Annotated in this window: 11 protein-coding genes and 1 pseudogene; 6 read left to right on the top strand and 6 right to left on the bottom strand. The window is 59.0% G+C overall.

Annotated features, from left to right (window positions below; genetic code table 11):
* Window positions 1-40 precede the first annotated feature (40 nt).
* The 3 genes from ileS to QE432_RS16265 form a co-directional block, all read right to left on the bottom strand.
* Window positions 41-2,944 carry an isoleucine--tRNA ligase gene (gene ileS, locus QE432_RS16275; RefSeq protein ID WP_065658309.1) on the bottom strand — a complete coding sequence of 968 codons (2,904 nt, stop codon included), beginning with the start codon at window positions 2,942-2,944 and terminating at the stop codon, window positions 41-43.
* Window positions 2,945-3,212: 268 nt separating this feature from the next.
* Window positions 3,213-4,193, bottom strand: a complete 981-nt coding sequence (locus QE432_RS16270) for a bifunctional riboflavin kinase/FAD synthetase (RefSeq protein ID WP_004432194.1) — start codon at window positions 4,191-4,193, stop codon at window positions 3,213-3,215.
* 43 nt (window positions 4,194-4,236) lie between these two features.
* A complete protein-coding gene (locus tag QE432_RS16265) occupies window positions 4,237-5,085 on the bottom strand; it encodes a TIGR01459 family HAD-type hydrolase (protein ID WP_004432196.1) in 849 nt (282 codons plus the stop codon).
* A gap of 369 nt (window positions 5,086-5,454) precedes the next feature.
* Between QE432_RS16265 and groES the strand changes: the two genes are divergently transcribed.
* From groES to QE432_RS16245, 4 genes and pseudogenes are all read left to right on the top strand, one after another.
* Complete coding sequence (groES, locus tag QE432_RS16260; protein ID WP_003494080.1) at window positions 5,455-5,751, top strand: co-chaperone GroES; 297 nt, start codon at window positions 5,455-5,457, stop codon at window positions 5,749-5,751.
* Between the two features lie 74 nt (window positions 5,752-5,825).
* A pseudogene (gene groL, locus QE432_RS16255) lies at window positions 5,826-7,461 on the top strand (chaperonin GroEL).
* Between the two features lie 738 nt (window positions 7,462-8,199).
* Window positions 8,200-8,634: a hypothetical protein gene (locus tag QE432_RS16250; protein WP_306624950.1), complete on the top strand. Its 435-nt coding sequence runs from the start codon at window positions 8,200-8,202 to the stop codon at window positions 8,632-8,634.
* 261 nt (window positions 8,635-8,895) lie between these two features.
* A complete protein-coding gene (locus tag QE432_RS16245; protein ID WP_004432207.1) occupies window positions 8,896-9,342 on the top strand; it encodes a DoxX family protein in 447 nt (148 codons plus the stop codon).
* Between the two features lie 63 nt (window positions 9,343-9,405).
* On the opposite strand, the gene hisG is transcribed toward QE432_RS16245, so the two are convergent.
* From hisG to hisS, 3 genes are all read right to left on the bottom strand, one after another.
* On the bottom strand, window positions 9,406-10,098 hold the full coding sequence (hisG, locus tag QE432_RS16240; RefSeq protein ID WP_004432208.1) for an ATP phosphoribosyltransferase: 693 nt from the start codon (window positions 10,096-10,098) through the stop codon (window positions 9,406-9,408).
* Window positions 10,095-11,222, bottom strand: a complete 1,128-nt coding sequence (locus QE432_RS16235; protein ID WP_004432209.1) for an ATP phosphoribosyltransferase regulatory subunit — start codon at window positions 11,220-11,222, stop codon at window positions 10,095-10,097. The genes hisG and QE432_RS16235 overlap by 4 nt, the downstream gene beginning before the upstream one ends.
* A gap of 201 nt (window positions 11,223-11,423) precedes the next feature.
* Window positions 11,424-12,944, bottom strand: coding sequence for a histidine--tRNA ligase (gene hisS / locus QE432_RS16230; protein WP_306624947.1), 1,521 nt, complete (start codon window positions 12,942-12,944; stop codon window positions 11,424-11,426).
* Between the two features lie 156 nt (window positions 12,945-13,100).
* Between hisS and relB the strand changes: the two genes are divergently transcribed.
* Together relB and QE432_RS16220 are read left to right on the top strand one after the other, a co-directional pair.
* On the top strand, window positions 13,101-13,334 hold the full coding sequence (gene relB, locus QE432_RS16225) for a type II toxin-antitoxin system RelB family antitoxin (RefSeq protein ID WP_004432214.1): 234 nt from the start codon (window positions 13,101-13,103) through the stop codon (window positions 13,332-13,334).
* A complete protein-coding gene (locus tag QE432_RS16220; RefSeq protein WP_111782781.1) occupies window positions 13,318-13,587 on the top strand; it encodes a type II toxin-antitoxin system RelE family toxin in 270 nt (89 codons plus the stop codon). The genes relB and QE432_RS16220 overlap by 17 nt, the downstream gene beginning before the upstream one ends.
* The last annotated feature ends 1 nt before the right edge of the window (window position 13,588 follow it).

Here is a 13,588-nt window from a genome sequence, read left to right as displayed (position 1 = left end):
AATCGATTTTTCGACAGGAACGATGCGCAGCAGCTTTAAATCATCCCAACGCGGCAAGCTCGCGCAGTGCCGCCGCATCACGGGCCGAAACCTCCGGATAGTCCGGATCGGAACCGACATCGGTGGTGATGCGCCAGGAGCGTGCGCATTTTGCGCCTTCCGCCAGCTTCTGCTCGACCACGACCTTTGCGACCTCCGGCAAGCGGAAGCCATCGGCAGGGCCTTCATCGCCGACCACCGAAATGGCCGAGGTGATGCAGATTTCGGCAAAATCCTGCCCGGAGAGAGCCGCCAGAAGATCGGCGTCGGCAATGTGCACGATGGGCGCTGCCTCAAGCGAGGAGCCGATACGCTTTTCACGGCGTTCCACTTCGAGCGCACCGGTGACGACCGTGCGGACCTTGCGGATTTTCTCCCACTTCGCTTCCAGCGCGTCGTTGTTCCACTCCGCCGGAATTTCCGGGAACTGGGCAAGATGCACCGATTCCGCATCCGGATAGCGCGAAAGCCATGCTTCTTCAGTGGTGAAGGGCAGCATGGGCGCAAGCCATGTGACGAGGCAATCGAACAGCTTGGCGATGACCGACAGCGATGCACGGCGCTTCAGCGACGACGGCGCGTCACAATAAAGCGTGTCCTTGCGGATGTCGAAGTAGAAAGCCGACAGCTCCACATTTGCGAAATCGATCAGGGCGCGGGCGATCTTCTTGAAGTCGAAGGCGTCGTACCCGTCGCGCACGACCTTATCCAGCTCGGACAGGCGGTGCAGTACCAGCTTTTCCAGTTCCGGCAGATCGGCATAGGCGATCTCCTCGCCCTTGTCGTGGGCAAGCGTGCCGAGCATCCAGCGCACGGTGTTGCGCAGCTTGCGATACGCGTCGATGTTGGTCTGGATGATGGCCTTGCCCAGACGCTGGTCTTCCCAGTAATCGGTCGTCATGACCCACAGGCGCAGGATATCCGCGCCGGACTCTTTCATCACGTCCTGTGGTGCAACAACGTTGCCGAGAGACTTAGACTGCTTGCGGCCCTGCTCGTCCATGGTGAAGCCATGGGTGACGACGGCATTATAGGGCGCGCGGCCGCGCGTCGCGCAGCTTTCCAGCAGCGACGAATGGAACCAGCCGCGATGCTGGTCCGATCCTTCGAGATAGACATCCGCCGGCCACTTCATGTCCGGGCGGTCTTCCAGCGTGAAGGTATGGGTGCAGCCGCTATCGAACCACACATCGAGGATGTCCATGACCTGCTGCCATTTGGCGTGGTCATGGTCATTGCCGAGGAAACGTTCCTTGGCGCCTTCGGCGAACCAGGCATCCGCACCTTCAGCCTCGAAGGCCTCGAGGATGCGGGCGTTGACAGCCTCGTCGACCAGAACCTCACCCTGCTCGTCGGCGAAGACCGCGATCGGCACGCCCCAGCTGCGCTGGCGCGACAGAACCCAGTCGGGCCGACCTTCGATCATGGCGCGCAGGCGGTTCTGGCCGGATGCCGGAACGAAACGGGTCTGGTCGATGGCATCAAGCGAACGCGAGCGCAGCGTCGTCCCGTCGCCCAGTTCCTTGTCCATATAGACAAACCACTGCGGCGTGTTGCGGAAGATCACCGGCTTCTTGGAGCGCCAGCTATGCGGATAGCTGTGCTTCAGACGGCCGCGCGCGAACAGGTTGTTGGCCGCGATCAGCGCCTTGATGACGCGCTCGTTGGCATCGCCCTTCTTGCCGTTATCATCCATGACGCGGGCCGCACCGCCTTCGGCAGACGGGCCGAAACCGGGTGCGTCCTCGGTATAGAAACCGTCATCGCCAACGGGGAACGGGATGGCCGGCGAAACGCCGCGCGCTTCCAGCTCACGCTGATGCGCGGTCCAGACGTCAAAGTCCTCGCGGCCATGGCTCGGCGCGGTGTGCACGAAGCCCGTGCCTGCATCGTCGGTGACATGGTCGCCATCGAGAAGCGGAACCGGGAAATCGTAGCCAAGCGACGCCAAAGGATGGGCGCAGGTGATGGCGGCCAGTTCTTCAGCTTTCACATCGCGCACGAACTTGAAGGTCACCTTCGCCTTGGCAGCAGCCTCATCGGCAAGCTTTCTGGCGAAGATCAGCTTTTCACCCGGCTGCGGCCCGAAATCGTTCTGCGCGCTTTCGACTTCGAACAGGCCATATTCGACCCGCGATGAGAAGGCGATGGCGCGGTTGCCGGGGATGGTCCACGGCGTGGTTGTCCAGATGACGACAGAGACGCCGGAAAGAGCTGGCGCAGCGTCCTTCACCGGGAACTTCACCCAGATCATGTCGCTTTCAACGTCGTGATACTCGACCTCGGCTTCCGCCAGCGCCGTGCGCTCGACAACCGACCACATGATCGGCTTGGAACCGCGATAGAGCTGGCCGCTCTTGGCGATCTTCAGCAGTTCGCCGGCGATGCGGGCTTCCGCGTGGAAGTTCATGGTTGTGTAGGGGTTTTCGAAGTCACCCTCGATGCCGAGGCGCTTGAACTCTTCCGACTGAACCTTGATCCAGCCAGCAGCGAACTCGCGGCACTCCTTGCGGAATTCGTTGACCGGAACCTCGTCCTTGTTCTTGCCCTTGGCGCGGTAGGCTTCCTCGATCTTCCATTCGATCGGCAGGCCGTGGCAATCCCAGCCAGGCACGTAATTGGCGTCGAAACCGCGCATCTGGAACGAGCGGGTGATGACGTCTTTCAGGATCTTGTTCAGCGCATGGCCGATGTGGATGTTGCCGTTGGCATAGGGCGGGCCATCATGCAGCACGAATTTCTCGCGACCGGCGGCGGATGCGCGGAGCTTTTTATACAGGCCCATTTCCTGCCAGCGCTTCACCGTTTCCGGTTCTTTCTGCGGCAGGCCGGCACGCATCGGGAAATCCGTCTGCGGCAAATAGAGGGTCGAGGAATAGTCGAATTTTTCTGCGGTGTCGCTCATAATTGTACCGTTGTTGCGCGCCGTGTCGGTCGCGCCGTCTCAATTTCAAAGAGGGCAAATACGGAAAGCGCCATGTCAAATGCCATGACGAGCGCCAAAATCCCGGACCTTCCGGCTCTTCAGAGCGGGCGGAAGGCCGGGCCAATAATTCGGCCTATCTGAACTTTAAACAGCAACCGGTATTGGGACATGGCCGGTTGTTTATGCGGTTTTCCGGCAAAAAGGAAGTGAAAAGCGACGACAATCCGGGACAGGATTATCTGCCCGCTCAAAATGCTATCTTCGCATCCAATTCACTGAGCGGCCGCACGCCTGACAGCATCGCCCGCGCCTCTTCCTCATCCCGCCTGATCTGCGCGACCAGAGGGTCCAAGCCGTCAAATTTCAGCTCGTCACGCAGGTGCCCGAAGAAGGATACCGAACAGACCTCACCATAGAGATCACCGGAAAAATCGAAGACGTAGGTTTCCAGAAGTGCCGCACCGTTATCGGTGACCGTCGGGCGGTAACCGAAGCTTGCAACGCCATCGTAAATCGCTCCGTCGGGGCGGCGGAACCGCACGGCATAGATGCCGGCTTTCAGCTCCGTTTCGGGTGAAAGCGCCATGTTGGCCGTTGGGTAACCCAGCGTTCGCCCCAGCTTCTGGCCGCCGATGACTTCACTTTCCACCGTGAAACGATACCCGAGTTGTCCGGCGGCACCTGCCACATCTCCTTCGCACAGAAGCGAGCGGATACGGCTCGATGAGACGACATCCGCGCCCTCGTCGCGAAAGGCATCCACGAGCGTCACGTCGAAGCCGTTGCGCTTGCCGGCCGCCATCAGAAATGCCGGGCCACCTTCGCGGCCCTTGCCGAAATGAAAATCAAAGCCGGTGACGACTGCGCTGGCGCCCAGCCAGTCGACCAGAATGGAATTGACGAACTCTTCCGCCGAGCGCTGCGAAAACTCGCGGTCAAATGGGTATTCGATGACCGAGCGGAAACCGATGGCCTCGAGAATACGTGCCTTCAACGGCGCAGGTGTCAGGCGGAAGACCGGCGTTTCAGGGCGGAAGACGGAACGGGGATGCGGTTCGAAGGTCAGCACCAGTGCCGGAACGCCACGCGCCTCGGCCAGTTCCAGCGCCCGGTCCAGAACGGCGCGGTGGCCGCGATGCACACCGTCGAAATTGCCGATCGCGATGACGCCGCCGCGCAAGCCTTCAGGCAGCGGCTCCTTTTTTTCATTGCGATGAAAGACGGTCATTGCAGTCGATCCATTTTTTACGCCGGCTTACGCCAGACGTTTCCTAGGCAAGGCGGGGCATCCACCAGCCGGGAGCCGCGCCCTGCCCCTTCAGATAGGCGTTCAGAAGCGCCTCGTCCGTCTGGCCATTCAGCGTATATTCGGCGGCGTGAATGCCGCCGCTGATATAAAGAAGGTTGAGGCCGCTCGCAATTGCGCCCTTCACATCCGTCGGCATGCCATCGCCAATGGCGAGCACGCGATCCTTCGGGAAATCGCCGCGCACTTCTTTCGCCGCCGCGAGGCAGGCTTCATAGATCGGTGCGTGCGGTTTGCCGGCAATACGGACTTCGCCGCCAAGCTGTTCGTAATATGCGGCCATGGCGCCGGCGCAGGGAATGATGCGCTCGCCGCGCTCTACCACCAGATCGGGGTTGGCACAGATCATCGGCGCCTTGCGGGCGATAAAGCCTTTCAGCATTTCCGTATAATCTTCCGGCGTTTCCGTCTCGTCATCGAAGAAACCGGTGCAGACGACGGATTCCGCTTCCGCCTCGCCGACCCGTTCGACATCGAGACCTTCCAGCAGCGGCATGTCACGCTCGGGGCCGAGCAGAAAGACTTTTCTCGGGCCTTCCGCGATCAGGCCGCGGGTGACGTCGCCCGATGTAATGATGCGGTCATAGGCCTCATCCGGCACGCCGAGAACGCGAAGCTGGGCGATGACACCGGGGGCCGGACGCGGCGAATTGGTGATGAGCACCACGGTCTTGCCGGCCTTGCGCGCGTCGTGCAGCGCAACCGCCGCATCAGGGAAAGCGCTAACGCCATTATGCAGCACGCCCCAGACATCCGAAAGAACAACGTCGAACCCATCAGTGATTTCGCCGAGGGTGAGAATGCGATGGGCCATGATATGCTTTCCGGGTGCGAAAAAAGGGTGTGCGTCACATGGCAAAGCAGGACGCCGATGGCAAGGAAAAAAGCGGCGCCAGGCCTGCCTCCGGACCACCGGCCACCATCCGAACATAAAACCCCTCTACGCCGAAAACGAAGGTTGCCTGAAAAAGAGCGATTTGTCCTCGTCCGTCATAGCGTGGAAATTTTCTGTCATGGAACGCTGGTAACCATAGGCCGTGAAATTTTTCCGGCAGTGCGTTCTTGACTCCGGGGGGACGCCTCCTTATCTCGGCTTTGCTGGCACTCCAACAACAGGAGTGCTAACACCCATCACGTGAACCTTCAAAAGGTTCCTGAAGTCATTTGATCGAGGGATTAGGCAATGACAAGCACCAATTTCCGCCCGCTTCATGATCGCGTCGTCGTTCGTCGCGTTGAGTCCGAAGCAAAGACCAAGGGCGGCATCATCATTCCCGATACCGCCAAGGAAAAGCCGCAGGAAGGCGAAATCGTCGCCGTCGGTTCCGGCGCTCGCGATGAGGCCGGCAAGGTCGTCGCTCTCGACGTCAAGGTTGGCGATCGCGTCCTGTTCGGCAAGTGGTCGGGCACCGAAGTCAAGCTCGACGGCGAAGACCTTCTGATCATGAAGGAAGCCGACATCATGGGTATCATCGGCTGATTTCGCCGCACCCATCGTTTCCTTAAATTTCAAGCCGGACCCCGTCCGGCCATTCGAAACCAGGAGTTTTGAAAATGGCAGCCAAAGAAGTCAAATTCGGCCGCACAGCGCGCGAAAAGATGCTCAAGGGCGTCGACATTCTCGCTGATGCAGTGAAGGTCACCCTCGGCCCGAAGGGTCGTAACGTCGTTATCGACAAGTCCTTCGGCGCACCGCGCATCACCAAGGACGGCGTTTCTGTCGCCAAGGAAATCGAACTCGAAGACAAGTTCGAGAACATGGGCGCACAGCTCGTTCGCGAAGTTGCCTCCAAGACCAACGACATCGCCGGTGACGGCACCACCACCGCAACGGTTCTGGCCCAGGCCATCGTTCGCGAAGGTGCAAAGGCAGTTGCTGCCGGCATGAACCCGATGGACCTCAAGCGCGGTATCGATCTGGCCGTTGCAGAAGTCGTCAAGGACCTTCAGGCTAAGGCCAAGAAGATCAACACTTCGGAAGAAGTTGCACAGGTCGGCACGATCTCTGCAAACGGCGAGCGTCAGATCGGTCTCGACATTGCTGAAGCAATGCAGCGCGTCGGCAACGAAGGCGTCATCACCGTTGAAGAAGCCAAGACCGCTGAAACCGAACTCGAAGTCGTCGAAGGCATGCAGTTCGACCGCGGCTACCTGTCGCCTTACTTCGTGACCAACCCGGAAAAGATGGTTGCGGACCTCGAAGACGCATACATCCTTCTGCACGAAAAGAAGCTTTCGAACCTCCAGGCCATGCTGCCTGTTCTCGAAGCTGTCGTTCAGACCGGCAAGCCGCCTCGTCATCATCGCTGAAGACGTAGAAGGCGAAGCCCTTGCAACGCTCGTCGTCAACAAGCTGCGTGGCGGCCTCAAGATCGCTGCCGTCAAGGCTCCTGGCTTCGGCGACCGCCGCAAGGCCATGCTGGAAGACATCGCCATCCTGACCGGTGGTACCGTCATTTCCGAAGATCTCGGCATCAAGCTCGAAAGCGTTACCCTCGACATGCTCGGCAAGTCGAAGAAGGTTTCGATCTCCAAGGAAAACACCACGATCGTTGACGGTGCTGGCCAGAAGTCCGACATCGAAGGCCGTGTTGCCCAGATCAAGGCGCAGATCGAAGAAACCACTTCCGACTACGACCGCGAAAAGCTGCAGGAACGTCTTGCCAAGCTCGCTGGCGGCGTTGCCGTGATCCGCGTTGGCGGTTCGACGGAAGTTGAAGTGAAGGAAAAGAAGGACCGCATCGACGACGCTCTCAACGCGACGCGCGCTGCTGTTCAGGAAGGCATCGTACCGGGCGGCGGCGTTGCCCTGCTGCGTTCTTCCACGAAGATCACCGTCAAGGGTGAGAACGACGACCAGGAAGCCGGCATCAACATCGTCCGCAAGGCTCTGCAGTCTCTGGTTCGCCAGATTGCAGAAAACGCAGGTGACGAAGCTTCCATCGTTGTTGGCAAGATCCTCGACCGGAACGAAGACAACTACGGCTACAACGCCCAGACCGGCGAATATGGCGACCTGATCCAGCTCGGCATCGTCGACCCGGTCAAGGTTGTTCGCACGGCCCTGCAGAACGCAGCTTCGGTTGCTTCGCTGCTGATCACCACCGAAGCCATGATCGCCGAACTTCCTAAGAAGGAATCGGCAATGCCCCAGATGCCTGGCGGCGGCATGGGCGGCATGGACTTCTAATCAGTCCTGTCACTGGAATACGAAAGGGCGGTCTTCGGATCGCCCTTTTTTCGTTGCCGCCCATGCCTTTTGGTGATCTAGCGTCGCAAGCGCGCCAGACGGGCGGCATGGACTTCTAATCAGTCCTGTCACTGGAATACGAAAGGGCGGTCTTCGGATCGCCCTTTTTTCGTTGCCGCTCATGCCTTTTGGTGATCTGGCGTCGCAAGCGCGCCAGACGGGCGGCATGGACTTCCAATCAGCCCTGTCACTGGAATACGAAAGGGCGGTCTTCGGATCGCCCTTTTTAGTTGCCGCCCATGCCCCTTGTGAGAGCTGGCGTGATATCTTCACTTGCCGGGATCGGGCTTAAAAAATATTGTCTCTTTTTGAAACAGCGATAACTTTAGTCGGCTTGTTTTTGGCAGCGCGTGCAATAATCGGGTGCCGATAGAGGCGAATCACAATTGCCGATGGGGCGGATTTTCGCCCTCTCCAGTTTATAAGCACGACATTTAGTTGTCTTTTTTTCATATATTTCGCGATTACGATGAAGGAATACATATTATTTTTGATTTTCTCTCTGACAGGTTGTTGTGGGTAGAAGAAAATAAACTATAAGTCAGCGCCCGTGAGGGTGCCGCGGCGGGATGCAAGCATTGAAGGGGTTCGATGCTTGGCAAGCACGCTCGAATGCGGATGGCGATGAAAAATCAACTTGGCAGCGACGCTTGAGATTGCAGCGCTGGTACGATGTTCATGCGGGGGCGCGATTTGTTCGAAATATCAAGACGCAACGATGCTCTGCCTGCGGCCGCGACAACCATGCCGGATACTCAGACCCTGTCGCATTTCTTTATTTCGGAGGAATGGAGCGGCGATCTTTCGAGCGGCGTCATCAAGCTTGGCGAACATGCATCTTTCATGCATGGGCTGCCGCAGGGTGAGTGCGGCCTGCTCAGCCTGATCCGCTGTTACGATCGGGATCACCACGACCGCGTGCTCGAAATTTTCGAACAGGCTTCCGCCGCACCCTCACGCTTCTGCTTTTCCACCGGCCTGTTCACCCTGCCGGCAATGCGGCAGCCGCTTATTTGCATGGGCGAATCCTCGGGTTTCGAGATCGGCCAGCAAGGGCGCATTTCGGGGCTCTTCCTGTTTCCGCGTTTCGAGGATATGCGCTTCGCCGCCTAGCGCGTTTCCAGTAAAACTGCGCAGCGGCTTTATGTCAGGAAATTTTTTTAAAACAAATAGATAGATCGAGTCGAATGGTCCCGTTCAAACGGGGAAGCGCGCTCAATGTCATTGAACGACATTGTTGGTCGTTCACAAAATGAAGACAATTTGTCTCCTATTGTTCATCTTTATAGATGCATGATTTTCGGCCATTGATATCTCCAGACATCACCTTGCAGTTTAACCGGCGACACGCCGATCACTTACCGGAGATACTCCATGTCCAGCAGCCAGAACGCTCTCGTTCTCATCGCCCGCATTCTGCTTTCCTTCATCTTCATCTATTCCGGCTTCGGCAAACTCACTGATCCGGCTGGCACTGCCGGCATGATCTCGGGCGCCGGCATGCCTGCCGCAACCGCGCTTGCCTATCTTGCCGGCCTGTTCGAACTCGTTGCCGGTCTTGCCATTCTCGCCGGTTTCCAGACGAAGATCGCCGCATGGGCGCTTGCAGCGTTCTGCGTGTTCACCGGCCTCGTATTCCACAGCGGCACCGTTGCCGTTCCCGGCTGGCCTGAGCCTGCTCTCGGCTGGATCAACACGCTGAACGGCATCATGCTGATGAAGAACATCACCCTTGCCGGCGCCTATATCTTGCTCGCAACCTTCGGTGCAGGCGCCTATTCCGTCGACGCAAAGCGCGGCTTCGTTGCCGCCCGCGCCTGAACCCATAGGCTGACCAAGAAAAAAGCCGCCGGAGCGATCCGGCGGCTTTTTTCTTTTGTGCTTTCAGACAGCCGCTTTTATTCGCGCCGCGATCTCCTGAACCGCCGGATCACCTTCGTGCTCCGGCTTGCGGGCGCGCACGAAACAGGCTTCCGAGCGGACGATGATGCCGTCGGAGAGGATTTTCAGGTGGTTAGCTTTCAGCGTCGAGCCGGTGGAGGTGATATCGACGATGATATCCGCCTGCCCTGCCGCCGGCGCACCTTCGGTGGCGCCAAGGCTTTCGACAATGCGGTAAAGCTGAATGCCGTGCTGGCGCGAAAAGAACTGCTGCGTCAGCCGCCAGTATTTGGTTGCGATTGCCAAACGGCGACCATGACGGGCACGGAATTCCGAGGCCACATCGCCGAGATCGGCCATGCTGTCCACATCCAGCCAGATTTCCGGCACGGCGACAACGACATCGGCATGGCCGAAACCGAGGCGGGCGCAGAATTCCACCTGCGCATCGGCGTTGGTCAGCCCCTCTCGCACCAGGTCTTCACCCGTCACGCCGAAATCCACGCTGCCAGCACCAATTTCGCGGGCGATCTCGGAGGCTGAGAGATAGGCAATCTCGATATCGTCGCGCCCTTCGATGCGGCCGCGATAGGACCGGTCGTTACCGACAGCTGCGACCTTCAGCCCGGCGCGTTCCAGAACGGCGGAGGCGTCTTCCTTCATCCGGCCCTTTGAGGGCAAGGCAATGGTGATCATGGCTTATCGCTCCCGCGCACCGTTTCGATGCGATCCAGCCAGAGGGAAAAGCCCACGGCCGGTATTTTTTCCTGCGCGCCAAGCAGCGTCAGCAGCCGGTCAAAACGGCCACCACCGGCCAGAACGCTATCGCTACCTTCTTCCATCACCTCGAAAACGAGGCCAGTATAATAATCGAGCGGACGGCCGAAGGCCGCGCCGTAGCTGACTGTTTCGAGATCGACCCCGGCATTGGCAAGGGCCGCGACACGCTTATCGAAAGCGGAAAGCGCACCGTCCAGCTTCAGCTTCGCCTTTGCGGCAAAATCGGCCAGAACTTGCGAGGCCTGCGGCAAGGGCGCCTGCAGGGCCAGGAACTGCTTGAGCAGTTCGAAACTCTCATCCGGCAGACGCGTGGCGGCAAGCGCCAGCTTTTCCCGCAGACGGCGGGCTATTTCCTGCGGCGAGCGGCTGGCATTGGTGGAATAGCCGGTTTCCTGCATTACCGTGTCGAGATAATCGACCAGCACCGCCTCTTCGCCCGTTGCCAGAAGTCCAGCGACCCGCGCGTCAAGGCCGGTCATGGGCTTGGGGTGCACGAGGCTTTCCAGCAGCGCGTCGAGCTGCGCCATATCGCCGAAAGCCTGCACCAGCCGTTTCTGCCAACCGAGCGGCAGGCCGAGCGCTGCAACGACCGCCTCGAACACCTGCTGGTCGCCCAGCGTGACGGCGAGCGAACGGCCAGGAAGAAGGCGTTTCAGGATGGCGGTTGCATCAATCACGGCGCGGGCATCGGCGGCGGCGATATCGGTATCGCCAAGATCCTCGATGCCGGCCTGATAAAACTCGTTCGCACCCTCCCGGCGCTGGCGGAAGACCTCGCCCAGATAGGAGTAACGCTTCGGCGTACCCGTCGCCGTCTCGATATGGCGCAGGCAGACGGGAATAGTGAATTCGGGGCGCAGACAAAGGCTTTCACCTGTCTCGCTCTCCGTCATGAAAATACGCCGACGCAAATCCTCGCCCGCCATATCCAGAAACGGTTCGGCAGGCTGGATCACAGGCGTGTTCACACGACTTGTGCGGCGCGCGGCGAATTCTTCCAGTAGCTCTCCGGAAAATTCCGGCATGTCGATCAGGGGCATGAGAGAATTCCTGTGCAGACCGCGAGATACCCCCCTCTGCCCTGCCGGGCATCTCCCCCACAAGGGGGGAGATCAGCAAGACGGGCACCCATCGCTTTATTCGCAAGCGTCAAGATGGGCGGGACATGGCCGCATATCGATCTCCCCCCTTGTGGGGGAGATGCCCGGCAGGGCAGAGGGGGGTAAACGGTGCGCATCACATTACCTGCCTTGCGCCCGCGCCAAATCTTCAGCCTGCGCGGCCAATATCTCGCGGACCTTCGCCACCAGTTCGGCTTCCGGCGCGGTGATCTGCGCCACGCGCGCCTCACGCCAGCTGGCATTGTCCTCGATTTCACCCGACAGGCGCTTGCCTTCGATCAGATCCTTGATCTGCACAACGCCTTCGGCGCGCTCGTCACCGCCCTGGATGATGGCGATTGGGGAGCCGAGACGGTCGGCATATTTCAGCTGATTGCCGAATTTCTTCCAGTTGCCCTGGTACATTTCGGCGCGGATGCCCTCGGCACGCAGCGCCTGTGTGAAGCGCTGGTAACGGCCCATGCTGTCCACATCGCCATCCATGACGGTGATGAGAACCGGGGCGAGCGGCTTGACCTGACCGAGTTTGCCGAGGTTCTTCAAGGCTGTCATCAGACGGGAAACGCCGATGGAGAAGCCTGTTGCCGGAACCGGCTGACCCATGAAGCGAGAGACGAGACCATCATAACGGCCGCCACCGCCGACCGAGCCGAATACGACCTTTTCGCCCTTTTCGTTGGTGACGTCGAAGGTCAGTTCGGCCTCATAGACAGGGCCGGTGTAATATTCGAGACCGCGCACGACGGAGGGATCGATCTTGATACGCGTCGCGTCGTAACCGGCACCGGAAACCAGAGAGCCGATGATGTTCAGTTCATCGACGCCTTCCGCGCCTTTGGATGTGCCCGCAACCAGTTTTGCGAGATCATCGGCGCTTTCCGCATAATCCTTGATGCCGACGAAAAACAGAACCTTTTCGATCTGCTCTTCGCCGAGACCCGCACCCTTGGTGAAATCGCCGGACTCATCCTTGCGGCCAGGACCGAGCAGCAGCTTCACACCATCAGGGCCGAACTTGTCGAGCTTGTCGATGGCGCGCAGCACGTTCAGGCGACGACCGGCATTTTCCTCGCCACCAAGGCCGATAGCCTCCATGACGCCGTCCAGCACCTTGCGGTTGTTGACGCGGATGACATAATCACCACGCGCAATACCAAGCGCTTCCAGCGTATCGGCCATCATCATGCACATTTCGGCATCGGCCTGCACACCGGCAGCACCGACCGTATCGGCATCGAACTGCATGAACTGGCGGAAGCGGCCGGGGCCGGGCTTTTCATTGCGAAACACATAACCGGCGCGATAGGTACGGTAGGGCAGCTGGATTTCGTTGAAATTTTCCGCGACATGGCGGGCAAGCGGTGCAGTGAGATCGTAACGCAGGCTCATCCACTGGTCGTCGTCATCCTGCAGCGAAAATACGCCCTCGTTCGGACGGTCGCTATCAGGCAGGAATTTGCCGAGCGCATCGGTATATTCAAACAGCGGTGTTTCCACCGGATCGAAGCCGTAAAGCTCGTAGACCTTGCGGATCTTGTCGATCATTTCATTGGTGGCATGGATATCGGCAGCAGAACGGTCCACGAAGCCACGCGGCAGGCGGGCTTTCAGTTTCTGAGGCTTTTTTGCTTTTTCGCTCATGATGCCGATCCGATATTTTCCTGAAATTATGCCGGTGTATTAGATGATGAAGCCCGGTGCGGCAAGCCGCAAAGCCTCTGGTTCTACTGGCCGCACGGGGCAAACAATGCTATATGGGATGCATGTATCCCATTTTAGTCGAAAAGGGCGCAAGCAATGAGCAAACAGACTGCCATCCGCCTGCCGGACGAGACCTATGAACGGCTGAAAGCGCTTTCCGAGCGCACGGGCCGTACGTCCGCATACTATATCCGCGAGGCGATTGAGAAACATATTGAGGATATGGAAGATCTCTATCTAGCCGAAGAGGCGACGCGACAGCGCATTGCCAATAAAGAGCGCACCTATAATCTGGAAGAAGTGATGCGCGATCTTGACCTGGAAAATTGAATTTCAGCAGCGAGCCGTCAAACAGCTTGGAAAGTTGGCAAAGCAGGACGCGAACCGCATCGTTTCTTTTCTGGCGGATCGGGTCGTCCAGGACGACAATCCCCGCCAGACAGGTGCCGCCCTGCAAGGCTCAGAACTCGGCAGCTTCTGGCGTTACCGGGTAGGCGATTACCGTATCATCTGCGATATACAGGACCACAAGCTTGTCGTGCTGGTGGTGGAAATTGGCCATCGCCGCGAAATTTACCGTTAGG

The organism is Agrobacterium sp. SORGH_AS_0745, assembly GCF_030818995.1.
GTDB lineage: Bacteria > Pseudomonadota > Alphaproteobacteria > Rhizobiales > Rhizobiaceae > Agrobacterium > Agrobacterium tumefaciens.
The sequence above is the reverse complement of the archived record's forward strand: the minus strand, read 5'-3'. Positions and strand labels throughout refer to the sequence as shown.

Coding starts and splice junctions, on each gene's coding strand:
- ileS (WP_065658309.1), bottom strand. CDS start 2,944: ATGAGCGACACCGCAGAAAAATTCGACTATTCCTCGACCCTCTATTTG.
- QE432_RS16270 (WP_004432194.1), bottom strand. CDS start 4,193: ATGACCGTCTTTCATCGCAATGAAAAAAAGGAGCCGCTGCCTGAAGGC.
- QE432_RS16265 (WP_004432196.1), bottom strand. CDS start 5,085: ATGGCCCATCGCATTCTCACCCTCGGCGAAATCACTGATGGGTTCGAC.
- groES (WP_003494080.1), top strand. CDS start 5,455: ATGACAAGCACCAATTTCCGCCCGCTTCATGATCGCGTCGTCGTTCGT.
- QE432_RS16250 (WP_306624950.1), top strand. CDS start 8,200: ATGCGGGGGCGCGATTTGTTCGAAATATCAAGACGCAACGATGCTCTG.
- QE432_RS16245 (WP_004432207.1), top strand. CDS start 8,896: ATGTCCAGCAGCCAGAACGCTCTCGTTCTCATCGCCCGCATTCTGCTT.
- hisG (WP_004432208.1), bottom strand. CDS start 10,098: ATGATCACCATTGCCTTGCCCTCAAAGGGCCGGATGAAGGAAGACGCC.
- QE432_RS16235 (WP_004432209.1), bottom strand. CDS start 11,222: ATGCCCCTGATCGACATGCCGGAATTTTCCGGAGAGCTACTGGAAGAA.
- hisS (WP_306624947.1), bottom strand. CDS start 12,944: ATGAGCGAAAAAGCAAAAAAGCCTCAGAAACTGAAAGCCCGCCTGCCG.
- relB (WP_004432214.1), top strand. CDS start 13,101: ATGAGCAAACAGACTGCCATCCGCCTGCCGGACGAGACCTATGAACGG.